The following is a 25,349-nucleotide window of genomic DNA, read 5'->3' as shown; positions in this document are numbered from 1 at the left end:
CAGTCTTCAGGGCGTTGTTGTTATGCCCCCATGAATTTACAGTGTGACAAAGATTTATTCTGACTTTAGCGGAGCCGTGGAAGAATGACAAAATATGCTTTAGTGGGTGATGTTGGCGGCACCAACGCGCGTCTTGCTCTGTGCGATATTGCCAGTGGCGAGATTTCGCAAGCGAAAACCTATTCCGGGCTGGATTACCCGAGCCTTGAAGCCGTTGTGCGCGTGTACCTGGATGAGCATAGCGTTAGCGTCAAAGATGGCTGTATCGCTATTGCCTGCCCAATAACCGGTGACTGGGTGGCCATGACCAACCATACCTGGGCATTTTCTATTGCTGAGATGAAAAAGAATCTGGGCTTTAGCCATCTGGAAATCATCAATGATTTCACTGCCGTATCAATGGCAATCCCAATGCTGAAAAAAGAGCATTTGATCCAGTTTGGCGGCGCTGAGCCTGTCGAGGGCAAACCTATTGCGGTCTATGGTGCAGGCACCGGTCTCGGCGTAGCGCATCTGGTACATGTGGATAAACGCTGGGTGAGCCTGCCAGGCGAGGGAGGGCATGTAGATTTTGCGCCGAACAGCGAGGAAGAAGCGATTATCCTGGAGGTGTTGAGGGCTGAGATTGGTCACGTTTCGGCAGAGCGCGTGCTGTCCGGTCCTGGGCTGGTAAATCTGTATCGCGCGATTGTCAAATCCGACGGACGTCTGCCGGAAAATCTGCAACCGAAAGATATTACGGAACGCGCACTGGCCGATTCCTGTATTGACTGTCGTCGTGCCCTGTCGCTGTTTTGCGTCATCATGGGCCGGTTTGGCGGCGATCTGGCATTAACGTTAGGGACGTTTGGCGGGGTGTACATTGCCGGTGGCATCGTGCCGCGCTTCCTGGAATTCTTTAAAGCATCGGGTTTTCGCGGTGGTTTTGAGGATAAAGGGCGTTTTAAAGCCTATGTGCAGGATATCCCGGTATATCTGATTGTGCATGATAATCCAGGCCTGCTTGGTTCCGGCGCGCATTTACGCCAGACGCTGGGGCATATTCTGTAAGACTCGTGCCGGATAGCGCTTTGCGCTTATCCGGCCAACAACGAAAATAATTCCGTTGACGGTTAAAACTGAAACGCCCTGAGGATGTGGGCGATTTTTTGTATTATCAATTATTACAAATGTCATTATGTTGACATTAAATATCCAGGCACAATCGCAAAAGGTTGCCGCAATAATAAGAAAAAGTATAAATATCACTCTTGTGGATAACGTGTCGAAATATCATTAAGTTAGCGTAAGTTTAATGCTTTTCACTTTATGAGAACGGACATCTTATTTAGAGTAATACGTCGGGATAGTATTGCATTATCCAGGCCAGATTGCTGCAATAAGACTCGATTTATCGTGAGGAATTCTTTTTAGTCTATTTAGCAAGCGGTAAAAGTGATGGAGCTTAAAGAGGCTGGTGAGCTAGAATAAACGTCCTGATTTATTGGTAATGCATTTCAGCCTGGCGAATTTTTAAATATGTTTATTCCTTCTGTTAGTGCGACGGCCTTTGTTGCTTCGATTGCCACATTGGGCATTCTTTCTCCCGGCCCGGACTTCTTTATGGTGATTAAAAATGCAGCGCGCTACAAGCGTCTTCAGGCCATGATGACGGCTTTTGGCATCGTCGGTGGTGTGGCGACCCATATGTCCTACTGTGTGGCTGGACTGGCGGTTGTTATTACCACGACACCCTGGCTATTCGATATTCTGAAATATGCGGGGGCTGCGTATCTAATTTGGGTGGGGCTGCAAGCTCTGCTGTCACGCGGACACAACAGCATGGATATGACCCAGGTTGCGCGCCAGGAAGTAACGTTAGGTAAAGCATTTCTGCAGGGTTATTTGTGCAACCTGCTCAATCCAAAAGCGACGCTGTTTTTCCTGTCGATCTTCACTCAGGTGCTGAGCGTCCAGTCTGGTTTTCCAGAAAAAGCCTGGTATGCCGGCGTTATTTTGATGGTGTCAGTGATTTGGTGGCCGGTACTCGTGATCCTTATCCAAAGTGCGCCAGTTCGCGCAGGCCTGGCAAAGGCGCAGAAAATCATCGATAAAATGCTGGGCGGTCTGCTGATTGCTCTCGGTATTAAGGTTGCTCTTAGCTAATTCGGTTTAGCCTGTAGCATGTCCTGCACACTAAGTGGCCGCGAGCTAATGGTTTAGTTAGCTCGCGACCTGTTATTGTCAGTGAGATGTCGTGCTTGTTGCGTTTTGTCTCGGCAGTTTCCCGGCTCTCAGTAGCACCATCTCTTGCTTGCATAGCAGTACGATAGCCTGACGAGCCTTCATTCGACGTGAGGTGAGGGCTTTTTTCACCGCACGGCGATCTGCACCCATTTCCAGCATCTGAAAACATAACTGGGATAGCGCATGTCTGTATTTCATTGAAAATTCACTTTATTACGTTTTATAGCACCGGCAGTAGATCGCCATTTTACAACAATCCGCATGGTCATGACTAATCGCACTATAGATGCATTAATTGCCTGAATTCTTTTACTTTGCTCCGGCTAACCGGGATTTCAAATTCCAGATCTTTCAATCGCAAAATATAGGTGTTGTTAAACCACGGTTCGATCTCGCGGATTTTGTTCAGGTTTACGCAGAATGAGCGGTGGCAGCGGAAAAAATGTGAGGCAGGCAGTTTGCTGCAAAATTCGGTGATGTTCATCGGCATGACATACGATTCGCGCCGCGTGTAGACGAAGGTCATCTTTTCATGGGCTTCAGCGTAGTAAATATCGTTGATTGGCGTAACGATAATCCGCTCGTCTTTGATCAGGTTGATCGTATCGTTTTCACGCGTCACCGGGCTGCTAAGGGGGGCTCCTGTTTGCTGCTGTTGCCAGGCTGCCTCCAGTTTTTGCAACATGCCGACAATTCGTGATTCCTGGTACGGTTTCAGAATATAGTCAAACGCTTCCAGTTCAAAGGCTTCAACAGCGTGTTCTTTCCAGGCTGTAATAAACACAATAAAGGGCTTATGCGCAAACTGACTGATGTTTTGTGCCAACAGCACACCATCCAGTGACGGAATATTTATATCCAGAAAAATAGCGTCAACGCGGTTGTGCTGCAGGTATTTAAGCACATCCAGACCGTCGTCAAATGTACCGACAATCTCCATCTGGCTGTGCTCTTTTATCAGCCAGCTAAGTTCCTGTTGGGCCAGGAATTCATCTTCAACAATGATGACTTTCACAACTTTACTCCTGGTTAAAGCAATAATGTGGCCGGGGCTGCTGCAGGTGAGTGCTGGTTTGGCACGTAAAAGGCAATCTCTGTGCCAGGTTCAAGACGACGGATATGTAGCCCTTCACCGTACAGGAGCTTAACGCGGTGATGCACATTCAACAGGCCAATTTTATTGCCCGGCATTTCATTGGACTCAACGCGTTCAATGACTTTCGGATCGATACCATGGCCGGTATCTCTGACGGCAATGCGTACCCGATTACCACATTCCGCCACGCTGATCGTGACCACACCTTTCCCTTTGCAGGGTTGGATCCCATGGACGATGGCGTTCTCAACCAATGGCTGAATCAGCAGGCTGGGAATAAAACAGCTGACCTCTTCATCAATATCATAAATAACCGTCAACTTATCGCCAAAACGGGCCTGTTCAATAGCAATGTAATCCTTAATTTGATACAGCTCTTTCTTGATGTCGATCTGCTCATCATCTTTTAATTCAATATTATAGCGAAGATAGCGTGATAAATTAAAAATGAGCTGGCGTGCAGTGTCCGGGTTCAGTCGCACTGACGATGAGATAGCGTTTAGCGCGTTAAACAGAAAATGGGGATTTATTTTACTTTGTAGTGCCCGCAACTCTGCCTTATTTGCCATTTCGCGTAGCTGCTCGGCGCGGGAAACCTCAAGCTGAGTCGAGATAATTTGTGACAGACCGATAGCCATTTCTTGTAATGAAGAGGTGATCTGGTGGGCATGGCAGTAGTAGATTTTCAGCGTGCCAGTGACCACACCTTTTTCCCACAACGGTATTACCAGCATGGAGTGTATTTCCGGCGTGCGATGTGCTTCATCATTGTTCTTTATGATGATTTTTCCGTAATTTATCGCCTGCTGGGTGGTCGGGCTAACGAAATCATCGTTATCGCGGTAGTTCAGTTCGCCAACGCCGACATAGGCCAGAACGTGCTGGGTATTGGTGATCGCGACGGCATCTGCATGAATATCATGGCGAATAATTTCGCACACCTGGCGTAGCGACTCGCTATTGACCTGACGAAAAAGCGGCAGGGTTTTGTTGGCGATATCCAGCGCCAGTTTAGCCTGTTTTGCCGCACTGGCTTCTTTCTCTCCTTCCACGCTTTGTACCAGCATGACGATAAAGCCGATACAGACGCTGCCAAGGATCATTGGGATACCGATTTTCGAGACGATATCCAGCCCCAGTTCGGTTGTGGGAGCCCAGGCGACCACCAGAATCATGGTCAATGATTCGCACAGCATTCCGCCTAAAATACCGGCGCGCCAGTGTTGTGCCTTAGGGATTTTTCGGTTGATCCAACCCGCAATACAGCCAGCAAGGATGCTGGTAATAAAACAGGGAAGGGCGGTAACACCTCCAATATCAATCAGATAACGGTGTGTACCCGCGATGAGTCCGGTAATGATACCGACCCATGGGCCGAACAGAATTCCGCCTGACATCACGGCAATAATACGCACGTTCACCAGTGAGCCTTCTACTGGTACACCAGACCAGGTGCTGAACAGGGCAAACATGGAGAAAATGGCCGTAACGGCGAGCAGTTCTTTCACCGAGTGGGCTGACTTGTGCAACAGTTCGCGGAACAGGCGGATACGAATCAGGAAAAACAGACAGAACAGCATCAGCGCTGCCCGATCAAAGACCGCCAGCAGCATATTGAATATTTCGTGCACAGGTGACTCTTGCGAAGGGGTTAAACCCCTATGATAGGTAACCTGAGGCTGGATGACCAGCATCCCTGCCAGCACAGGTTAATGAGGAAAAACCACAATATTAAAAGGGGATTGTTGCATGATTGTTGTATTTACAATATCCCTCCAGAGAAGGCGAACTTCAACGTAATGTATTTAACAACAAAATGTTAAAAAATGGTGATTTCATGAGGGTTAGATATTCATGCATTTCCCGTTTTAGAAACGCTGTTCCTCTTTTATGCCGATAAAAAATATTTTGCTGTACCTCTCGACAGAAGGAAATTAATCAGGCTATTTTCTAAACGTGCCACCATCGTGGCAGCGTCGCTCGGACGGTCCGGGCGCTAACGTACATCTGAGGATATTATGGCTGACTCCCGCCCTGAACGTCGTTTTACGCGTATTGATCGTCTCCCCCCTTACGTTTTTAACATTACCGCTGAACTGAAGATGGCTGCGCGTCGGCGCGGCGAAGATATTATCGATTTCAGCATGGGGAATCCGGACGGTGCTACGCCTCCTCACATTGTCGAAAAACTGTGTACCGTGGCGCAGCGCCCGGATACCCACGGTTATTCAACGTCGCGTGGTATTCCTCGTCTACGTCGGGCGATTTCTCGCTGGTATCAGGAACGCTATGACGTCGAGATCGATCCTGAATCCGAAGCGATTGTAACGATTGGCTCCAAAGAGGGGCTGGCTCACCTGATGTTGGCGACATTGGATCACGGCGACACCGTCCTGGTGCCGAATCCCAGTTACCCAATCCATATTTATGGTGCCGTTATCGCCGGAGCACAGGTGCGTTCCGTGCCGCTGGTGGAAGGGGTCGACTTCTTTAATGAACTGGAGCGTGCGATTCGCGAAAGCTATCCGAAACCGAAGATGATGATCTTAGGCTTCCCGTCCAACCCGACGGCGCAGTGTGTCGAGCTGGAGTTTTTCGAAAAGGTCGTCGCACTGGCTAAACGCTACGACGTGCTGGTGGTTCATGACCTGGCCTACGCCGATATTGTCTACGATGGCTGGAAAGCGCCATCGATTATGCAGGTTCCGGGGGCCCGTGATGTTGCCGTTGAATTTTTCACCTTGTCGAAAAGCTATAACATGGCGGGGTGGCGCATTGGTTTTATGGTTGGCAATAAAACGCTGGTAAACGCACTGGCGCGCATTAAGAGCTATCACGATTATGGAACGTTTACACCGCTGCAGGTAGCCGCTATTGCCGCGCTGGAAGGTGATCAGCAGTGTGTACGGGATATCGCTGAGCAATATAAGCGTCGTCGCGATGTGCTGGTCAAAGGGCTGCATGAAGCGGGCTGGATGGTTGAAATGCCAAAAGCGTCGATGTACGTGTGGGCGAAAATTCCGGAGCAGTACGCCGCAATGGGGTCGCTTGAATTTGCCAAAAAATTGCTGAATGAGGCGAAGGTTTGTGTTTCGCCGGGGATTGGCTTTGGGGACTATGGTGATACACACGTGCGTTTTGCGTTGATTGAGAACCGTGACCGTACCCGCCAGGCAATCCGCGGAATCAAAGCCATGTTCCGCGCAGATGGTTTACTCCCGGCCAGCCCGAAATCAGCCACTGAAAGTACCGACTAGCAAAACTTTCACCTTACAACGCAAACAGGAGCCAAATGGCTCCTGTTTTTTTGCTGCATCTTTCAATTTAGATCATCAGGGCAAAAGTACCGGCCCATACGATGACCATAAAAGAAATGCCCATAAAGAAATATTTCACTTTTCATCTCTCCGCATACGATGAGTACGCCTAAATGAACATATGCTTACCTGACAGAGAGCTGATGCGAGCATAAACGAAAGGGAGAATACCCCGCGTTTGCTTGGCTGCATCACCTCAGAATTCTGAGCTTTAATGCTCCAGACGGCGCTAATGTACGCCTAAAAATGAGGTGAAACAAGAGGCATTTTTTTATTTAATTTTAGTAACTTACAAGTGTCGTGATTCGGCGACAGTTTAATTTCTGACGGTAATAAATTGCTATTGAGCGACGTAGTTGTTACTCAGAGAATTCTCATATCACCTTGAGGTTAATGCGGTTAATTTTCTCGCGGAATTTGATAATGAAAAGGTTAAAAATGACCAGATTAATGATGTTAGCACTTGTTCTTGCGCCATTGACGTCGATGGCGGCTGCACCACAAGCGTTCAATTTCAACTGCGCAAGTATTGGTGGTGTGAATAGTGATGGTAAAGGCAATGTATGGATTAATGGCACAAAAGCGACCATTAAGACCTTCAATGAAAATTACTGGGAGGCGAAGAGCGGTAAAAATACCGTCTCTATTTCCAGAAAAGATGACGGAAACCCGGAAGTGTCCTGGGCTGGCCCAAACCGCAAGCATGGGATTTGTCAGCCTGAAGATAATGTTGATTTCTCTCCGGCGAAAAAATCGACTCATGCTGGCCCATCGTTCTCCTGTTCTGCAGCGGAAAAGGGAAGTATGGAAGAGATTATCTGTCAGAGTCCCTCGCTCTCCGCAATGGATTTAAAATTGAACGGGGTCTACAAGCAGGCGCTGGCTAAATCGAAAAATGACCCGACGCTAAAAGCAGAGCAACGAGGCTGGATCAAAGGACGTAATGAATGCTGGAAAGAGCAGGATAAGCCCGCCTGCCTTGCCAGAGAATATAGCGAACGAATGACTGAATTACAGAACAAGTGGGGTGTTAAGTAATTCAAGTGCAGAAATAAAGAAAGGCCATTCGGCCTTTCTTTTTAGACATATAGCGAGGCTTCACCCATCGGGCGGGTTTTGAAACGACGATGGATCCAGAGATACTGCTCGGGTGCCCGCATAATCTCTTTCTCAATGATTTTGTTCATATAGGCCGCGGCCTGGTTTTCATCTTCCGGGTAACCTTCCATTTCTGGTGTGATAAACAGACGGTAGCCGGAGTTATCAGATTTTCTCACCATGGTGACGGTCAGCATTTTCGCCCCCGACAAGCGTGACAGCACATAGGTACCGTTGGTTGTCGCAACATCTTTGACGGCGAAGAATGGCGCAAATGAGCTGCCTTTACGGCCATAATCCTGATCGGGTGCAAACCATACGGCTTCCCCTTTTTTCAGTGCGCCGACAATGCCGCGCAGATTATTTCTGCCGATCATGGCTTTGTTCGAGCGCATACGGCCACGGGTTTGTATCCACTCCATTAATTTGTTGTTGTGCGGACGGTAGGTTGCCATCATTGGCTGGCAAAGCCCCATCACACGGCCCCCCAGTTCCAGCGACATAAAATGCACGCCGACTACCATTACGCCACGGTTATGCGCCTGAGCGCGTTGCAGGTTGTCCAGGCCTTCAACATCAAACCATTTACGCACCCGGCGATCTGGCCAGAACCAGGCCATTCCGGTTTCAAGCAGTGCCATGCCGAGTGAGCGGAAGTTCTCGTCGACCAGTTTGTTCCTTTCTTCTTGTGACAGATTCGGGAAACAGAGTTCGAGATTTTTATGGGCAATGGATTCCCGGCGCTTTAAAAATGGGCGCGCCAGCGTACCTGTACGGGTGCCCAGAAAACATAAAACAGGATAAGGGAGTTGCACCAGTAACCAGAGCACACCGACACCGAACCATGTGAGCCAGTAGCGCGGATGCAAAAACGCGCGCGAAAATTTACATTGGGGGAACATAAGCACCTGTTGTTGGTACGAAAATAATGTATCGCGAAGATTCTTTGTCTACAGCGTTACTCTCTGACACTGAACAGTTAGGTCACTATGAGCGACAATGGTTCCTGTAAAGAGTGTAAAACTGAGTCAGGACAAACCACGAGGGGTATGAATGATCGGACGCACAATGTACACCCGAAGATTAATGTCATCCAGAAATAATTCCTCAAGTTTCGTAAATGTTTTTTGGTCGATAAAAAGCAAGAATAGGTTTATAGATAATTTGTTGTTTTTATGACGATTAAATAAAGGCCAACAGAGAATGCTCTGTTCAGAAGGTGAACAGTTATTGTAGCGAAAATGTTGCTTGAATTGCGAACGGATAGGAATTGTCTTAGACTATAAAATCAAGGAAGTGTAAGGACTTACGTCGATTTTTACGGCAGACAGGAGGTAACGCTATGTTCTATTTTTGGACTTTCCTCGCATTGAGCATTCTGTGCGTCAGTTGCTATATTTGGCAGGTAATGGGCGCTGCCGCGTCAATTAGTTCTTTTTTCGGCATGGCTATCCTTACGGCATTAATTTATTTCTTTACCATACGGTTGACTGATGGAAACGAAATGGTAACGGGACTATTTCTTTTTCTTGCCCCGACATGCGGATTGATCATTCGCTTTATGGTGGGGGATGATAAGCATTAAATCGAAGGTTCATAACTGAAAACGCAATTGTGTACCCCATTGACTGATTTTCTGGCTTCCATCTGAGCAAACTAAAGTGCCAGCATCGCTGGCACTTTTTTCTCTCTAAAGCAGATTACCTTGCATCAGCAAGCTGCAGCTCGGTGTCCTGTTGCTGGGCATTTTTTCGTTGTTGTTCGAGTTCCAGCGCCCCGCGGTGAGACAGATAGCAGAACAGAATGCAGCAGACAATCCCGCCCATCAGCAGATAGAAACCGCCATGCCATCCCATTTTATCGACCATGACACCAAACAGACTGGTTCCCAGCGATGCACCAAAAATGTAGCTCATAAAACCACGTAATCCGACCGCCGAACCGACAGCAAAGCTAGGGACGATTTCCATGGTCTGAACAGACGCCAGGAACTGGGGAACATAGATCAAGCACCCGACGATGGCAGCAAAAATAGTGACCATCAACAGAGATTCACTTTTCCAGTAACCGATCAGGCAGACGAAGATCAGCGCCATACAAATCATGGCCAACGGCATGCGACGACCTTTAAACAGTTTGTCGGTCAGCCAGCCTGCCAGCAGTGTGGAAGGAATTGCCGCCCATTCGAAAAACAGGAACGCCACACTCATTTGCTCTTTCGAGAAATGTTTTTCAGTTAACAGATAAATCGGTAACCAACTGATCATGCCAAAACGCACCATATAGACAAAAACGTCTACCAGTGAAACATACCAGGCATTTTTGTTACGCAGCACGTAGGTGCAAAAAATCTGAAAGGCGCTCATGTTTTCCGGTGCCTGGGTTACGTGTCGGGCATTTAACACGACTTTTTCTTCCGGCATCATCTGTTCCAGAGCAGGCAAGCCTTCTTCGCGTGGTGAGCCTTTGCCCAACATCAGAACAATAAAAGCAAATAGCACCGCAACACAGGCTGGGACGATATAGCTGGCGCTTTGCCAGTGCTCGCTGCCGAGAATAGCAAAGGCGGCGCCAACAATGGGGGCGACAATACCGCCACCGACGTTGTGTGAGATATTCCAGAATGCGCCAACGCGTCCACGCTCTTTGCGTGGGAACCAGTTGGCGATGGTAATAAACGAGGGACCGACGCCCATCCCCTGGAACAACCCGTTGAAGACCACCAGCGCGGCAAAAATCCAGAATCCGGTGCTGAACCCTAAGCCAACGTTGACAATGGCGCACAGGATCAGACCGCAAGCCATAAAGACTTTCGGGCTGGCTTTGTCTGCCAGGCTGCTCATGATGCCTTTACTGATCCCATAAGCAATAAGCATACAACTGCTGAGTAAACCAATCTGTGTTGCGCTGAGATCCAGATGTTCTTTCAGGTACGGGGTCGAGAGGGTGAAGTTATTGCGTACAATATAATACGCAAGATAGCCAAGAAATACGCTAAGTAACGCCTGAATGCGGTATCGACCATAAGTCTCCTGAATTTTTTCTTCCGGGACTTTATTTGCCGATGGCCCTGTCTTGAATATTGATAACATATCATCACCTAAATTTATATTGATGTGAATATCAGGATTTTTCGCAGTGAAGAGTGAAATAGGTGGCGAAGAAATTCAAATTGAAGAAATGTGTCACTATTGACTCAATTTGCTGAAAGTGGGACTGATTTTGACTCTTTTGAATTCTGGTGAGGTCAGAGTTATTATTCTGAATGCGTTTTTATCATCAGCATGTGCGGGTATTAACAAATTCAAACGACATTTTCAGGTATTCTTTATCTCTGTTATCGCATTCCGTCTGGTTATTTTGATAGCAGTTTTATCTTTTTCACCTGTCATGATAAACGGGTAAGTTTTGTCTCAATATTATTTTTCGACGATGTTGGTATTTATGAACAGGATCACAAACAGACTTTTCTGCCGGGGTAGTTTGTTGGCGCTCTCACTGTGTTTTATGTCGCTGTCGGCGACCTGTCTGGCGCAGGGGAAGGAGCTGGTGATGGCGACGACGTTTTCCCCGGGGGCAACGGCCTGGATTATTCAGCGCTGGCAAACGGAGCCGGGGTCCGTGATGATCCGCACGCTGAACCGGACCAGTTCTTCTCTCGAACAACTGCTCGATACCGCGAATGCGGAAAACGTTGACCTGATTTTAACCTCTTCGCCGATGCTACTGCAGCATCTTCAGGAGCATCAGAAACTTGCTCCTTTTGATAACGCATTGCCGGAAAGCCAGCGGCTGGTGCCTGAGTCAATACGGTCGACGTCTGTAGCCGTGGCTCTCTCGGGATTTGGTCTGCTGATTAATCGTTCAGCACTGACAGCGCGACATCTGCCTCCACCGACGGACTGGGGGGATTTAACGCATCCTAAATATCAAAATGCCCTGCTGATGAGTAGTCCATCGCGCTCCGATACCAATCACCTGATGGTTGAATCACTGCTGCAGCAAAAGGGGTGGCAAGAAGGTTGGGCGACATTGCTGGCCAGTGCCGGGAACCTGGTGACCATCTCATCACGCAGCTTTGGTGTTGCGGATAAAATTAAGAGCGGATTGGGCGTTGCGGGGCCAGTTATTGATAACTATGCCAATCTGCTGCTCAATGACCCCAATCTGACCTTTACTTACTTCCCACGCTCTGCGGTCTCGCCGACCTACGTAGCTGTGCTGAAAAACAGCCCGCGTGCCAATGAAGCACAACGTTTTATCCGCTATTTATTGAGCCCAGAAGGGCAGCGGATCCTTGCCGATGCGAATACCGGTAAATATCCGGTAACGTCGCTGGCAGCAGATAACCCGCGTGCAGCCCAACAGGCCATTTTGATGAAACAGCCACCGCTTAATTACCGTCTGATCCTGAAACGTCAACAGCTGGTCCAGCGCATGTTTGATACGGCCATCAGTTTCCGCCTCGCGCAGCTTAAGGATGCCTGGCGAGCGCTGTACAGTGCGGAAGCACGTCTGAAACACCCGTTACCCGAAATCAGAGCGCTGTTAACCCAGGTCCCAATCGACGCCAGGAGCAGCGAAGATGAAGCCTGGCTTGCTCAATTCGATAATAAAAGCTTTGCTGAACAGCAAATGATGGAGTGGCAACTCTGGTTTCTTAAAAACCAGCGCCTGGCGATATCAAAACTGGAAGAACTACAATGAAAGGCGGTTCGCTATTGCAACGTATTCGTCAGCTCAGCATCAGCAGCAGTTTGCGGGGTGCTTTTCTGACGGGAGCTTTACTGACGCTAAGCGTGAGTTGTGTCAGTTTGTATTCCTGGCATGAGCAAAGCTCGCAAATCCGCTATTCGCTCGATGACTATTTCCCGCGCGTGCATTCCGCTTTTTTGATTGAAGGGAATCTTAACCTGGTTGTCGATCAGCTTAATGAATTCCTGCTTGCCCCCAATACGACCGTACGGCTGCAACTGCGCAATCAGATCATAGAACATCTGGACAAAATTGAACTGCTGAGTCGGGGATTGCAACCCGCGGAACAGCAACAGCTGGCGGTGATTTTGCAGGATAGCCGGGCGTTGATGATCGAGCTGGACAGGGTGCTCTACAACATGTTCCTGGTACGCGAAAAAGTCAGCGAACTTTCCGCGCGAATCGACTGGTTACATGATGATTTCACGACCGAACTGAACTCTCTGGTGCAGGATTTCACCTGGCAGCAGGGAACGTTGTTGGATCAAATTGAAGCGAAAAATGGTGACGCGGCGTTGTACCTGAAACGCGCCAGGGAGGTGCAAAATGAGCAGCAACAGGTGTACACGCTGGCAAGAATTGAAAACCAGATTGTCGATGATTTACGCGACAGGTTGAATGAACTGAAGTCAGGTAGCGACGACGGCATGCTGGTAGAGAATCATATTCGCTATCTGGAAAATTTGAAGAAAACGGCGGATGAAAATATCCGCACCCTGGACGACTGGCCCAGTACTATCACGTTGCGACAAACCATCGACGAATTGCTGGAAATCGGGATGATGAAAAACAAAATGCCCGATACGATGCGCGATTACGTCGCGGCGCAAAAAGCGCTGGTTGATGCCAGTCATGCCAGAGAAGCTACGCTTGGTCGTTTTCGAACATTGCTTGAGGCTCAGTTGGGAAGTAGTCATCAGCAAATGCAGATGTTTAACCAGCGACTGGAGCAGATTGTTCGCGTCAGCGGTGGGCTTATTCTGCTGGCGACGCTATTGGCGCTGCTTCTTGCCTGGGGGCTCAACCACTACTTTATCCGTTCACGGTTGGTGAAGCGTTTTACCGCGCTCAACCAGGCCGTGGTGCAAATTGGTCTTGGCAGAACCGATGCCTCAATACCGGTTTATGGTCGTGATGAGCTAGGGCGCATTGCGGGGTTACTGCGCCATACGCTGGGTCAGCTCAATACGCAAAAAAGTCAGCTTGAGCAGGAAGTGGCCGAGCGTAAGGAGATTGAAGCCGATCTGCGAGCGACCCAGGGCGAATTGATTCAGACGGCGAAACTGGCGGTGGTTGGACAGACTATGACCACGCTGGCTCACGAAATCAATCAACCACTGAATGCCTTGTCGATGTATCTGTTTACTGCGGGCAGGGCAATTGAACAGGAGCAGTTGGTGCAGGCCAGAAGCACGTTAACCAAAGCTGAAGGACTCATTACCCGTATCGATGCCATTATCCGCTCATTGCGACAGTTTGCGCGCCGGGCCGAGCCGGGGGCACCACTGCATCCGGTCGATTTACGACAAACCTTCAGCGCGGCCTGGGAGCTATTGTCTATGCGGCATAAACCGCAGCAGGGTACGCTTTCGCTGCCGGTTGAGCGCGTGTGGGTTACGGGCGATGAAGTGAGAATTCAGCAAGTTCTGGTAAACATACTGGCAAATGCGTTGGATGCCTGCCCGGTTGCCGCGAAGATTGACGTTCACTGGCAGGTCGAGGGCAGCACGGTGTGTGTCTTTGTCAGCGATAATGGCCCCGGCTGGCCTGGTGCACTGCTGCCGTCGCTATTAAAACCGTTTACCACCAGTAAGGATGTTGGTCTCGGTATTGGGCTATCAATTTGTGTCTCGTTAATGACGCAGATGAACGGCGAGCTACGCCTGGCGTCAACGCTGGGGCGCAATGCCTGCGTGGTACTGCAATTCAACCTGACGGATGTAGAAGATGTTGAGTGATGAATATTCTGTTCTGCTGATTGATGATGATGCCGATGTCCTTGATGCTTACACCTTGTTGCTTGAGCAGGCAGGCTATCGGGTATGCGCATGCAATAATCCCTATGATGCCCGAAATTGGCTACAGGCTGACTGGCCCGGTATCGTCCTGAGTGACGTGTGTATGCCCGGCTGTAACGGTATCGAACTGATGGCTCTTTTTCATCAGGATGATAACCAACTGCCGATCCTGCTGATTACCGGACATGGTGATGTGCCGATGGCGGTGGATGCGGTGAAAAAAGGGGCATGGGATTTTCTGCAAAAGCCGGTCGATCCCGGCAAGCTGCTGTTGCAGGTTGCAGAGGCGTTGCAGCAGCGAAAATCTGTGATTGCCCGTCGTCATTACTGCCAACAAAAGCTGCAGGTTGAGCTGGTTGGCTACAGCGACTGGATAAATCAGTACCGTCAACGCCTGCAGCAACTGGCAGAAACGGATCTTGCCGTCTGGTTTTATGGGGAGCCGGGGACGGGACGCATGACGGGAGCCCGTTATCTGCATCAACTGGGACGTAGCGCCCAGGGGCCGCTTATTCGCGCAGAGCTCACCATCGGGAACACCGCTCAGCTCGATGAGCTGATTGCACAAGCGCAAGGCGGGACGCTGGTATTAAGCCATATAGCGTGTTTGACGCGCGAGCAGCAGCACCAGTTGGTTCACCTGCAAAGCCAGGAGCGGCGTCCTTTTCGGTTAATTGGTATTGGTACGACATCGCTGGTGGAGCTGGCGGCAACAAACCAGATCGTGGCCGAACTGTATTACTGTTTCGCCATGACGCAAATCGCCTGCCAGCCGCTATCCCTGCGCCCGGACGATATTGAGCCGCTTTTTCGCCATTACCTGCAAAAAGCCTGCCTGCGTCTGAACCACCCCATTCCGGAGGTCGACGGGGAATTGCTGAAAGGGATGCGACGTCGTGTATGGCTGAGCAATGTGCGAGAGCTGGCAAACGCCGCAGAGCTTTTTGCCGTTGGGTTGCTGCCATTGGCGGAAAACGCCAATCCGCAGTTGCATATGCCGGAACCGACACCGTTAGATCGCCGGGTTGAAGAGTATGAGCGGCAAATCATTACCGAAGCGCTAAATATTCATCAAGGGCGTATTAATGAAGTGGCAGAATATCTGCAAGTTCCGCGCAAAAAGCTGTATTTGCGGATGAGAAAATATGGGTTAAGCAAAGAACATTATAAGTTCTAGAGTGAGGCGGTGCGGTTATGATAAGGGGCGTTGAGTGAGCATCTGAGTCGTCACCTCATTATTAGAAAAAATGCCGGACTTATTATCCGGCATTTTTCATTTACCACATTAAATCGTCAGGTACGACGAAATCAGCGTACGGATCGTCTTCGTCTTTCGCTTCCTGGCTCAGCTCACAATTTAAGACGATGTAGCTGTCGTCGCGCTGTGCAATTTTATCGGCAACGACAGCCGGGATAATAGCATATTCACTGTCGCGGTCGCTTTCGGCAGTCAGCCGGGCAATAGCCAGACGCCCTTTAATCAATTGCGCCTGTGTCAGCTTATCCACGTAGATTTTTTTTATCAGATTATTATCGGTGAAGTTATACCCAATATCACCTTTAGAAATGGTGATTTTGTTCATTTCAATAAGCTGCTTAATCTGCGCTTTGTATTCTTTCGACAGCATCGCTTGTTTCTGTTGATCGCTTAACTGCTTATCCCGTTCAATTTGTGCTTTTTTATTCTCTTCAACCGCTTCTCTGGCTTCACGGGCCTGAACGCGCGATTTTTTCGCTGTTCTCTGTACTTTCGCCATTTTTTTGCTGGAGACTAAGCCAGCTTTCAGCATCTGCTCTTGTAGGGTGAGTTTTGTCATTTTGGTGTCTGATCCAATAAAATCGTTGTCAGGATTATAACCTTAACGTCCGATGGGATGCCAGAATACGGGGTTTTACCAAACTGGTTTGGCTTCTGTCTGTTACCGCGAAATGCTCAGGCGTTAAACGGCGCATCTCCGGGCTGAACATGCTGATACCAGGCCATCAACTCAGCCGTGCCGGGCTCGCCCTCGGCTGGAGCCCAGGCCGCAACGTCTTGTTCGGCCACGGGTTGATAACAGAGGTAACACCCGCTACTGATGCGGTTCTTCACTGTTACCAGTCAAAAATACGTACTGGTAACAGTGGTAACAAAAAACGGTGTGTTACCACGCGTTACCTCTTAATTTAGTTAACTGGTAACGGATTAAATTCATTTAAATCAACAATGTTACTCGTGTTACCAGTGTTACACGTTCAGAACAAGAGGCAGGGAACCAGAATCCCTTCTTCTGGCGGGCAAAAGGATAAAACGATGAAGATGATGAAAATGTACTGCCCAACATGTAAGGCAGTCGCGCGGATCGGTAAAACAAACAGAAAACACCCGCAGCTGTACGATGTGTACTGCTATTGCTCTAACGTGGAGTGTGGTCACTCGTTTGTGATGAATGTTGCTTTCTCCCATTCGGTCAGCCCAAGCGCGCTGAACGGGCAGGGAAGGGTTAAAGAGCTGATTGATGCAATTCCACCAGAGGGGCGGGAAAAGGCCTTAGAATTGCTGCTGGCTGCGCAAAAGAATGGATAAAGTGTGCGCCGGGGATGGTTGATCCGTTCCCGGAGTCCGGTCAAAGGATTTCAGTTTCTCCAGAGATAAAATAGTTATATTTCAATGTGTTATGTTTTTTTCTTTTCACCAGTCTTCATAAAAAATCACACCTAAAATTAAATATTCATTTAATATCATAGTGTTGCGTATTCAGGCCACAGATACGATGGACAGCAAAACTGAAAAAAGCTGAATTTCTTTTCATTCTTTTCAGTTCCTGTCTCGCAGTGCATCCCCAGCATGGGCGCGGCCTAGCGGTATCGTTTGTAAAAAATCACAACTGAAAAATTTTAGTGATATGAAAACCGCAGGCGGGTGCGGTGTAGTGCCTTTTTGCTATATCGGTATTTTTCCTTGCTTAATAAGGGCGCTGTGCTAACAGGGTTTTGTCTCTAACAAACGCTTTATTGTCGTAGCATTTACTAGGACGTTTGATTGTTAACATTTTTTTGGTATGCTCAATGAACCTTTACGCGTGGGATAACAAATGGTTTATCCTTGTCGGGCGTTTCGCCAGACACTAATTTATTGTGGATATTTAGGGTTGCGCTTCAGCACTTTCAGCAAGATCCTTCATTCCACTGCGTTTCATTCAGGAGCTTACTGAAAGTCTGAAGCGCATCCTTTAGGTAAAGGATTCAAAAGGTGGCGTTAAGCCACCTTTTCTTTAGAGGAAACAGGGAGCATTTCAAGGTTGAGTGATTCAGCTTACATGAACGCTTTACACGAACAGTTTGGTGATTTGAAGCCATCCAACTTCACCGTTCAGTTTATGCCTCCTGTTATCTTCGTATGCGGTGGACCGATGAATGCTACTCCGCCAAGCGTTAGAGATCACATTTTTACGTATGTTGCTGGACACCATCCAGACCTTTCTGATTCGTTAGTATTAGCTGAGAACTTTACTGATTACTTTAAAGATGGTGCATACACAGACTTAATGTCTTTTGAGGAAGATATAGCTAATATATCTACTCTTGTCGTCATTTGTTTAGAGAGTGCAGGTTCTTTAGTTGAACTTGGCCTTTTTGTTAACAGAAAGACACTTGCTCAAAAATTACATGTGATAGCCCCTTTAGAAGAAATTGAAGGGAATATAGAGAAAAAAATACCACCTAAATCTTCATTCATTTATTTAGGGCCATTGCAATACCTTAAGAAATTCGATCAAAGCTACGTATCGGTTTACCCTTGGCCTAATAAAGAACGTATGCGATATGATGAGATTGAATTGATTTTTCATGACATACAGACTCGTCTTCGTAATGTGAAGAAGACAGAAAAATATAGTTTTGATAATACTGGCCATCTTGCGATACTCATCTATGAGTTAATTTTGTTGTCTGAACCCATTAAAAAAACTGAAATTGAGTGGGCGTTATATTGCATGGGGATAGATGTATCACAAAAACTTATATCACGCTTACTTTACCTTCTAAGTAGAATGAATCTGGTATCATCAATATCATACAGTGGCCCAGATTATTATTTTGCAGTTGGACACAAGGAAAGTAAATTAAAATTTGGTTTAAGTGGTAATGGTAAAATAAAAGACTCTATGAGTATCAAAATAGCCATAAGACAGTCTTACCTTGATGTTGATGATAAAAACATGGATGAAACTGCGAAGAAAAGGAAGTATGCTTTAGTTCAGATTAATAAGATTCGGGAGGCGCAAAAATCGTGAACTTATTACAATATATCGCTAATGGACTATTTTTAACAGAAGATGAAACTAAGCGGTTTATAATTACCGCTCCTCGTCGGTATAAAAAGTTTACGATTGCTAAACGTAATGGTTTGGACAGGAGGTTAATTGCTCAGCCAGCACGACAGGTCAAATCAATTCAACGCGCTGTCTTGAAGCATATACGTGAAAATATTAAAGTACATGAGCACGCTTTTGCTTATGAAAAAGAACGTGACATAAAGAAAAATGCTTCTCTTCATAAAGATCATGACTATTTGCTAAAGATGGATTTTAAAAACTTTTTCTTAAGTATAAAACCAGTTAATTTATTGAATGTAATTAAAATGCAGGGTATTTCATTAGAAAATGATGATGTTTTTGTTTTGGAGAATTTATTCTTTTGGAAGTTAAGACGAAATAGTCCGTTACGTCTGAGTATTGGTGCTCCGTCTTCACCCTTTATCTCGAATGCAGTGATGTTCTTTTTTGATACAGTAATGTCGGAAAAGTGCAAAAAAATAGAAGTCACTTATACACGTTACGCGGATGATTTAACTTTTAGCACTAATCGTAAAAATGTTCTTTTTGAAGTGCCTCGATTAGTAAGGGAAATACTTAATGAAACAAGTCTGAGAAATATTAAGATTAATCATGAGAAAACAGTTTTTTCATCGAAAAAATTTAACAGGCATGTTACAGGGGTGACGCTTGCGAATAATGGGGTATTATCGTTAGGTCGGGAAAGAAAAAGATTGCTAAGGAGTAAGGTTGATTATTATAGGAAAGGGTTGTTATCTCCTGAAGAAATTTTAACTCTTAAAGGAGAGCTTGGTAATGCTAAATTTATAGAACCAGAATTTATTGAAAGAGTTGAGAGTAAATATGGAAGTGATGTTATTCGAGAAATTCAAAAATATAATATTTGATGCTCATTCAGTAATGAGGTTGGAATAATATTGCAGCATTTTTTTTCTTGGTTCAATATATTGAGCATGATTGTAAGTCCCTCGAATGGAGTTCTTATCAACATGCGCAAGTTGCATTTCAATCCATGCGCTTTCAAAACCATGTTCATGCAAAATAGTACTCATGGTATGCCTGAAGCCGTGACCCGTTAACCGACCATGATAGCCCAGTAGTTTTATCACTTTGTTGATACTGGCTTCGCTCATAGGCTTCCTGACATCATTGCGGCCAGGAAAAACGAGGCTGTAATTCCCAGTTATTTCTTGCAGCTTTTTCAGGATGCTGATCGCCTGAGTAGATAACGGAACCAGATGGGGGCGGCGTTTCTTCATCCGTTCTTTGGGGATCTCCCATAAGGCATTATCTAAATCAAACTCAGTCCATTCCGCTGCACGTAGTTCAATTGTTCGCACGCCTGTTAGCATCAACAGCTGCGTGGCGTATTTGGTGACTAAACTGCCCTGATAGTTATCCAGAGCATTGACGAACTCGGGCAACTCGCTTTCAGTCAGGAACGGGAAGTGTTGAGTTTTAGGTTTGTTGAGTGCGATAGCTAAATCGGGTGCAAAATTATACTTTGCTCTTCCAGTGGCAACAGCATAACGAAGTACCTCACCACAACGGCGGCGGATCTTGCTGGTTTGCTCTAGCGCACCTCTTTTCTCTATTTTTTGCAGGACGGTTAGCAGCTCTAGTGGTTCAATCTGCTCAATTGGGCGCTGACCGATAAAAGGAAAAATATCCTTTTCCATGCAGTTGAGAACCTCTTTTGCATACCCCTCTGACCAGGTGGTTTTTTTCGATGAGTGCCATTCTCTGGCCACAGACTCAAAGCTGTTCTCATGCGCGAACTGCAAAGCAATCTTATTTGCTTTTCTGGCTTCACTTGGGTTGATCCCTTTGGCTAACATCGAACGCGCTTCATCACGTTTAGCACGTGCCTGTGCCAATGACACATCGCCATATACGCCGAAGGAAATCATCTTAGGCTTACCTGCAAAGCGATAGCGGAAACGCCAGCCTTTACTGCCCGCTGTGTCGATGAGGAGTGATAGCCCCATACCATCGTTAAGCGTATAGGGTTTGTCCTTCGGTTTTGCTCTTTTTATTTGGATGTCAGATAGCAGCATGTGTATAGAAAAAAGATCGAACTCAGTTATACACAATGTTATACGCAAAAATGTATAGATTCCATTAGAAATAATGGCACTTTACTGGACGAATAAAATAAAAGGTATGAACTAAAATCAATGAGTTATGTACTGTGTTGGACTTTGTGAGAAGTGTTCATGGTGTCCCCTGCAGGAATCGAACCTGCAACTAGCCCTTAGGAGGGGCTCGTTATATCCATTTAACTAAGGGGACGAAGCGGCACGAGTATAGCGTTTTTTACTCTCAACGGTAAGTCTCAGGCTGCCTGACTGCTCAAACAGTCGCCATTCAGGTCTGTTTTTTCTGGTTTTTCTGCGGTTGTGCTTCCCGCTTTGCTTGCAACCTGGCTTCTTCCTTGCGTTTATTGCTCATGTCATTGCGGATCTGCGCGTGACTCATCAGCGCAAAGATAAATGTCCCGCCACAGATATTTCCGGCCAGTGTCGGTAAGGCAAAAGGCCAGAAAAAGTCGCCCCAGTGCAGTGTTCCATTAAAGACCAGATAGAGAATTTCAACTGAACCCACGACGATATGTGTGGTATCGCCTAAGGCAATCAGCCAGGTCATCAGGACAATGACGACAATCTTTGCGGCTCCGGCGGCGGGAAACATCCAGACCATCGTGGCAATCAACCATCCGGAGACAATGGCATTAGCAAACATCTCCGTCGGGTTATTTTTCATTACATCCATGCCTATTTTGATGAAGGCGTCGCGGGTCGCCTCATCAAAAATCGGCATGTATTCAAACGCCCATGCTGCAACCCCGGTGCCCACAATATTACCCAGTAGTACTACGCCCCACAGACGCATCAACAGACCAAAATTGCCGAGGGTGGGGTTTTGCATAACGGGTAAGACGGCGGTGACGGTATTTTCCGTAAAGAGTTGTTGGCGGGCCATAATCACAATAATAAAGCCGAAAGTATAACCGAGATTCTCCAGCAAAAATCCGCCGGGAACACCCTCCAGTTGTACGTGAAAAATTCCCTTTGCCAGCAGTGAGGCTCCCATTGACAGTCCGGCAGCGATGGCTGACCACAATAGCGCCATCGCGTCGCGTTCCATCTCTTTTTCTCCGTCCTGGCGGATATGCTCGTGGATCGCCATTGCACGTGAGGGGAGTCTGTCCTCATTGAGTTCTATCTTTTTTCCGCTCCGCTTTTCTTCGCTTTCCACCTGGAGTTCGTCGCTGTGACGATCAATCTTCTCTTTTTCGATGTCATTCATACCAGGATCCTGAATAAGCACGTATTGCTAAAGCGTAGCGGTTTTTATTTGAAGGCTGGTGGATAAAGTCTGAAATCGCAAAAATGGTAACGCATGTTTTTATTGGCTTCGTTAAAATGAACCATCACTGTGTCTGTATTACCAGGCTATGATCAAATCAGTAAGTTAGGGCATATAGACATCGATTGACGTGCTGTTACAATCGCTCACATCTAATCAGGCGGATACATCATCGTTCCGTCATGGATGGCAATCAGCGATAGCCATAATACACAGGGAGACACTTATGAAGCTTCGCCTGTCGGCGCTTGCGCTGGGAACCACACTTTTGGTGGGGTGTGCGAGCTCCGGTACTGAACAGCAGGGGCGTTCGGACCCATTTGAAGGGTTCAACCGCACCATGTACAACTTCAACTTTAATGTGTTGGATCCATATGTTGTTCGCCCGGTGGCTGTAGCCTGGCGTGATTATGTTCCGCAACCGGCCCGTAATGGTTTGAGCAACTTTACGGGCAACCTTGAAGAACCGGCTGTCATGGTTAACTATTTCCTGCAAGGCGACCCCTATCAGGGGATGGTGCATTTTACCCGTTTCTTCCTGAATACCTTGCTAGGTATGGGCGGGTTTATTGATGTGGCGGGGATGGCGAATCCGAAGTTGCAGCGTGTTGAACCACACCGCTTCGGCAGCACATTAGGCCACTATGATGTAGGTTACGGTCCATATATGCAGCTTCCGTTCTACGGCAGTTTCACGCTGCGTGATGATGGCGGCGATATGGTAGATACGCTGTATCCGGTTCTGTCCTGGTTAACCTGGCCATTGTCGATAGGTAAATGGACGGTTGAAGGAATTGAAACGCGTGCGCAACTGCTCGATTCTGACGGGCTGCTGCGCCAATCTTCAGATCCTTACATCATGGTGCGTGAAGCTTACTTCCAGCGTCATGACTTTATTGCGAATGGCGGTAAACTCAAACCCGAAGAAAACCCGAACGCAAAAGATATTCAGGATGAGTTAAAAGAGATCGATTCTGAGTAAGGAATTGAGGCAAATAAAAAGGTGAGCTAAAAAGCTCACCTTTTTTACGTCTGATGAAAATCAGAATGCGTAGTTCAGGTTCATACCGTACAGCCAGGCTTTCCCTTCTGATTCGAAGGAGTACGGGCCTTCTTCGAATTTCACTTTCTGACCGTGCATATAAGAAATGCCGACATCCAATGAAGCATCTTTATTAAACGCATAGGTGGTACCCGCACTCAGCCAGAAGCGGTCCTGATCCGGAATAGAGATGGAACGGCGGTTAGCTGGAACTGGGCTATCATCGAAGGCGATACCGGTACGGAATGTCCAGGTATCATCGTAGTAATAGGTAGTACCCAGCGCGATACGGTAAGAATCTTTGAAACCTTCTTCTTTATAGAACAGAGTCTGGCCGTTGCTGCCTTTTGCTTTAAGCTCCTGGAACTGACTCCAACTGGTATATGCCATGCTGTAGTGAACCGCCCACTGTGGCGCAACGCGGTTATAACCTGAGAACTCCCACATTTCTGGCAGGTTCAGATCAAGTGAACCGTCGATTGTGTTGCCGTTAGTGCCAGCAGGCAGGCTCGCGAACACCGGGCGCAACTGCGCGGGAATACGGTCCATTGATGGCAGGCTGCTGCGGTAATCACCGTCGAAGTCAACTTTTACTTCCGAACGGTAGGTGAAACCGTAACGGTTGTCTTTATCCACTTCATAAAGAATACCGGCGTTCCAGCCGAAGCCCCATTCGTCACCCTTCAGGCGCGCAATCTGGGTATCTGCCGGGTATTGTGCGGCCAGTGCGGGAGGAACCCGGCCACCAGAGCCTGCAACGATTTGCTGCGGCAGATCGCCTGCATAACGCTCAAGCTTCGCTTTGGCATAGACGGCGTTAAAACCGAGGCCGAAGCTAAAATGATTATTCAGACGGTAGGCGCCGCTCAGGTTTAAGTTGAGCGTTTCCAGGTCGGTTTTTCCGCCCATCGAGCCGGCTGCATAATTATTGTTAAACTCCGTTGCCAGACCATAGTTAGAGGTAACTGACGCCCCCCAACCAAATTGATCGTTAATTGGGGCAACAAAGTGCACGTTCGGTATCCAGGCGGTTGGGGCGATATTATCCTGGCTGGCGTCGTTACCAATACGTGAGCGTCCGGAAATATCGACATCCGGGTCAACGAAAATCGCACCAGCAGAGAAAGTAGGGCGATCAAACATCATGATCAGCGCGGGGTTACGACTGGCGTTACCTGCATCATCTGCAATAGCGCCTTCACCCGAATATGCCCGGCCAAGGCCAGAGGAAGAAAATTCGTTTAGCTGAAAGCCTGCAGACCAGGCCTGTGTGGAGATAATTGCCACTGCGACTGCGAGAGCAGACTTTGTAAACAGGGTTTTCTGGCTCATGACCATAACCTCATAGATTTATTTTTATACAAACTATGTTACATGCCGTAACAGGAGCGCGAAGTGTAGGGTCTGAGGTACCACATAGAAATCAGACCAGTGGCGAGAGTATAGGTCGGACCAGCCAGAATGTTGCAAGTATGTTTATAAATATTTTCAATTCTGATCTAAGAAACGCGATCCAGCTGGCAAAATTGCGGGTGCGCGCACTCACCTGTTTGGGCGATTTTTGTTTTAGATCATTTTTAAGTGTGATTTCTGTCACTTATCTCATTTCGCACAATTAACGACTGGAGAGGCGAATAATGGGAGCGTAAAATGTCCCTATCGTTTATCTGGCACCTCGGGTGCGAATACAGAGGAAATCTACAATGAGTAAATGCAGTGCTGATGAAACCCCGGTTTGCTGCTGTATGGATGTTGGCACCATCATGGACAACTCCGATTGCACCGCTTCCTACAGCCGCGTGTTCGCGAATCGCGCAGAGGCAGAAGAAACGCTGGCCGCTCTGACTGAGAAGGCACGCAGCGTGGAATCTGAACCTTGCAAAATCACCTCGACTTTCACTGAAGAGTCTGAGGGTGTGCGTCTGGATATCGACTTTGTTTTTGCCTGTGAAGCTGAAACGCTAATTTTCCAGCTGGGCTTGCGTTAATCCCTTCTGCTAATGCCCTTGTCACCTGGTGGCAAGGGCATTTTCGTAACAGTCAGTGACTATTCACTGTGTCATAGCTCTCACTTTCTTTTCTCCCCGCTTGGCTAAATGTAAAAAATTGGTT

Annotated in this window: 23 protein-coding genes, 1 tRNA gene and 1 pseudogene; 13 read left to right on the top strand and 12 right to left on the bottom strand. The window is 47.5% G+C overall.

Annotated elements, in window-relative coordinates; translation table 11 throughout:
- Window positions 1–84: 84 nt before the first annotated feature.
- Complete coding sequence (gene glk / locus NNO08_RS03885) at window positions 85–1,050, top strand: glucokinase (protein WP_115643122.1); 966 nt, start codon at window positions 85–87, stop codon at window positions 1,048–1,050.
- Window positions 1,051–1,518: 468 nt separating this feature from the next.
- Window positions 1,519–2,145 (top strand): LysE family translocator, encoded by a 627-nt coding sequence (locus NNO08_RS03880; RefSeq protein ID WP_271456219.1) that lies wholly within the window; start codon window positions 1,519–1,521, stop codon window positions 2,143–2,145.
- A 78-nt stretch (window positions 2,146–2,223) separates the two neighbouring features.
- Here NNO08_RS03880 and NNO08_RS03875 read toward each other — a convergent pair whose 3' ends face one another.
- The 3 genes from NNO08_RS03875 to NNO08_RS03865 form a co-directional block, all read right to left on the bottom strand.
- Window positions 2,224–2,424 carry a hypothetical protein gene (locus NNO08_RS03875; protein WP_271456218.1) on the bottom strand — a complete coding sequence of 67 codons (201 nt, stop codon included), beginning with the start codon at window positions 2,422–2,424 and terminating at the stop codon, window positions 2,224–2,226.
- 82 nt (window positions 2,425–2,506) lie between these two features.
- Window positions 2,507–3,241 carry a two-component system response regulator YpdB gene (gene ypdB, locus NNO08_RS03870; RefSeq protein WP_271440214.1) on the bottom strand — a complete coding sequence of 245 codons (735 nt, stop codon included), beginning with the start codon at window positions 3,239–3,241 and terminating at the stop codon, window positions 2,507–2,509.
- A 14-nt stretch (window positions 3,242–3,255) separates the two neighbouring features.
- Window positions 3,256–4,953: a sensor histidine kinase gene (locus NNO08_RS03865; protein WP_086523807.1), complete on the bottom strand. Its 1,698-nt coding sequence runs from the start codon at window positions 4,951–4,953 to the stop codon at window positions 3,256–3,258.
- Window positions 4,954–5,340: 387 nt separating this feature from the next.
- Here NNO08_RS03865 and alaC point away from each other — a divergent pair, with 387 nt between their 5' ends.
- A complete protein-coding gene (gene alaC, locus NNO08_RS03860; RefSeq protein ID WP_137384255.1) occupies window positions 5,341–6,579 on the top strand; it encodes an alanine transaminase in 1,239 nt (412 codons plus the stop codon).
- Window positions 6,580–6,646: 67 nt separating this feature from the next.
- On the opposite strand, the gene ypdK is transcribed toward alaC, so the two are convergent.
- A complete protein-coding gene (gene ypdK, locus NNO08_RS03855; RefSeq protein WP_010723117.1) occupies window positions 6,647–6,718 on the bottom strand; it encodes a membrane protein YpdK in 72 nt (23 codons plus the stop codon).
- Between the two features lie 344 nt (window positions 6,719–7,062).
- On the opposite strand from ypdK, the gene NNO08_RS03850 reads away from it, so the two are divergent.
- Window positions 7,063–7,677, top strand: a complete 615-nt coding sequence (locus NNO08_RS03850; RefSeq protein WP_271448555.1) for a lysozyme inhibitor LprI family protein — start codon at window positions 7,063–7,065, stop codon at window positions 7,675–7,677.
- A gap of 41 nt (window positions 7,678–7,718) precedes the next feature.
- On the opposite strand, the gene lpxP is transcribed toward NNO08_RS03850, so the two are convergent.
- Entirely contained in the window at window positions 7,719–8,639 is a 921-nt protein-coding gene (gene lpxP, locus NNO08_RS03845; protein WP_005129779.1) for a kdo(2)-lipid IV(A) palmitoleoyltransferase, read from the bottom strand.
- Between the two features lie 440 nt (window positions 8,640–9,079).
- Here lpxP and NNO08_RS03840 point away from each other — a divergent pair, with 440 nt between their 5' ends.
- Window positions 9,080–9,322 (top strand): YfdY family protein, encoded by a 243-nt coding sequence (locus NNO08_RS03840; RefSeq protein ID WP_271440216.1) that lies wholly within the window; start codon window positions 9,080–9,082, stop codon window positions 9,320–9,322.
- A gap of 115 nt (window positions 9,323–9,437) precedes the next feature.
- Here the strand turns inward: NNO08_RS03840 and pgtP are convergent, their stop codons facing one another.
- The gene (gene pgtP / locus NNO08_RS03835) at window positions 9,438–10,829 is read right to left on the bottom strand and encodes a phosphoglycerate transporter PgtP (protein ID WP_040231431.1); all 1,392 of its coding nucleotides are present in this window, start codon (window positions 10,827–10,829) and stop codon (window positions 9,438–9,440) included.
- A gap of 415 nt (window positions 10,830–11,244) precedes the next feature.
- Here pgtP and pgtC point away from each other — a divergent pair, with 415 nt between their 5' ends.
- The 3 genes from pgtC to pgtA are packed head-to-tail and all read left to right on the top strand — an operon-like array spanning window position 11,245 to window position 15,687.
- Window positions 11,245–12,444, top strand: a complete 1,200-nt coding sequence (gene pgtC / locus NNO08_RS03830) for a phosphoglycerate transport regulator PgtC (RefSeq protein WP_271456253.1) — start codon at window positions 11,245–11,247, stop codon at window positions 12,442–12,444.
- Entirely contained in the window at window positions 12,441–14,450 is a 2,010-nt protein-coding gene (gene pgtB / locus NNO08_RS03825; protein WP_271456217.1) for a two-component system sensor histidine kinase PgtB, read from the top strand. Before pgtC ends, pgtB begins: the two co-directional genes overlap by 4 nt.
- Window positions 14,440–15,687 (top strand): two-component system response regulator PgtA, encoded by a 1,248-nt coding sequence (gene pgtA, locus NNO08_RS03820; protein WP_271456216.1) that lies wholly within the window; start codon window positions 14,440–14,442, stop codon window positions 15,685–15,687. The genes pgtB and pgtA overlap by 11 nt, the downstream gene beginning before the upstream one ends.
- Window positions 15,688–15,787: 100 nt before the next feature.
- On the opposite strand, the gene NNO08_RS03815 is transcribed toward pgtA, so the two are convergent.
- Window positions 15,788–16,327 (bottom strand): DUF2058 domain-containing protein, encoded by a 540-nt coding sequence (locus NNO08_RS03815; protein WP_271456215.1) that lies wholly within the window; start codon window positions 16,325–16,327, stop codon window positions 15,788–15,790.
- A 116-nt stretch (window positions 16,328–16,443) separates the two neighbouring features.
- Window positions 16,444–16,566 (bottom strand): annotated as a pseudogene (locus tag NNO08_RS03810) (WbuC family cupin fold metalloprotein); the annotation flags it as partial.
- Between the two features lie 237 nt (window positions 16,567–16,803).
- On the opposite strand from NNO08_RS03810, the gene NNO08_RS03805 reads away from it, so the two are divergent.
- From NNO08_RS03805 to NNO08_RS03795, 3 genes are all read left to right on the top strand, one after another.
- A complete protein-coding gene (locus NNO08_RS03805; protein WP_023568591.1) occupies window positions 16,804–17,076 on the top strand; it encodes an ogr/Delta-like zinc finger family protein in 273 nt (90 codons plus the stop codon).
- A gap of 733 nt (window positions 17,077–17,809) precedes the next feature.
- The gene (locus tag NNO08_RS03800; RefSeq protein WP_222016573.1) at window positions 17,810–18,784 is read left to right on the top strand and encodes a retron St85 family effector protein; all 975 of its coding nucleotides are present in this window, start codon (window positions 17,810–17,812) and stop codon (window positions 18,782–18,784) included.
- A complete protein-coding gene (locus NNO08_RS03795) occupies window positions 18,781–19,713 on the top strand; it encodes a retron St85 family RNA-directed DNA polymerase (protein ID WP_222016540.1) in 933 nt (310 codons plus the stop codon). Before NNO08_RS03800 ends, NNO08_RS03795 begins: the two co-directional genes overlap by 4 nt.
- Before the next feature lie 3 nt (window positions 19,714–19,716).
- On the opposite strand, the gene NNO08_RS03790 is transcribed toward NNO08_RS03795, so the two are convergent.
- The 3 genes from NNO08_RS03790 to NNO08_RS03780 form a co-directional block, all read right to left on the bottom strand.
- The gene (locus NNO08_RS03790; protein WP_222016555.1) at window positions 19,717–20,883 is read right to left on the bottom strand and encodes a tyrosine-type recombinase/integrase; all 1,167 of its coding nucleotides are present in this window, start codon (window positions 20,881–20,883) and stop codon (window positions 19,717–19,719) included.
- A 160-nt stretch (window positions 20,884–21,043) separates the two neighbouring features.
- Window positions 21,044–21,118 (bottom strand) — tRNA-Arg (locus tag NNO08_RS03785).
- A 75-nt stretch (window positions 21,119–21,193) separates the two neighbouring features.
- Window positions 21,194–22,135, bottom strand: coding sequence for a formate/nitrite transporter family protein (locus NNO08_RS03780; RefSeq protein WP_271456214.1), 942 nt, complete (start codon window positions 22,133–22,135; stop codon window positions 21,194–21,196).
- A 286-nt stretch (window positions 22,136–22,421) separates the two neighbouring features.
- Here NNO08_RS03780 and mlaA point away from each other — a divergent pair, with 286 nt between their 5' ends.
- Window positions 22,422–23,177 carry a phospholipid-binding lipoprotein MlaA gene (gene mlaA, locus NNO08_RS03775; RefSeq protein WP_005129765.1) on the top strand — a complete coding sequence of 252 codons (756 nt, stop codon included), beginning with the start codon at window positions 22,422–22,424 and terminating at the stop codon, window positions 23,175–23,177.
- Between the two features lie 60 nt (window positions 23,178–23,237).
- Here the strand turns inward: mlaA and fadL are convergent, their stop codons facing one another.
- Entirely contained in the window at window positions 23,238–24,569 is a 1,332-nt protein-coding gene (fadL, locus tag NNO08_RS03770; RefSeq protein ID WP_005129763.1) for a long-chain fatty acid transporter FadL, read from the bottom strand.
- Window positions 24,570–24,940: 371 nt separating this feature from the next.
- Here fadL and NNO08_RS03765 point away from each other — a divergent pair, with 371 nt between their 5' ends.
- Window positions 24,941–25,225 carry a YfcZ/YiiS family protein gene (locus NNO08_RS03765; RefSeq protein ID WP_137384194.1) on the top strand — a complete coding sequence of 95 codons (285 nt, stop codon included), beginning with the start codon at window positions 24,941–24,943 and terminating at the stop codon, window positions 25,223–25,225.
- Window positions 25,226–25,349: the final 124 nt, after the last annotated feature.

This window comes from Citrobacter sp. Igbk 17 (genome assembly GCF_028069775.1).
Classification (GTDB): domain Bacteria; phylum Pseudomonadota; class Gammaproteobacteria; order Enterobacterales; family Enterobacteriaceae; genus Citrobacter.
The sequence above is the reverse complement of the archived record's forward strand: the minus strand, read 5'-3'. Positions and strand labels throughout refer to the sequence as shown.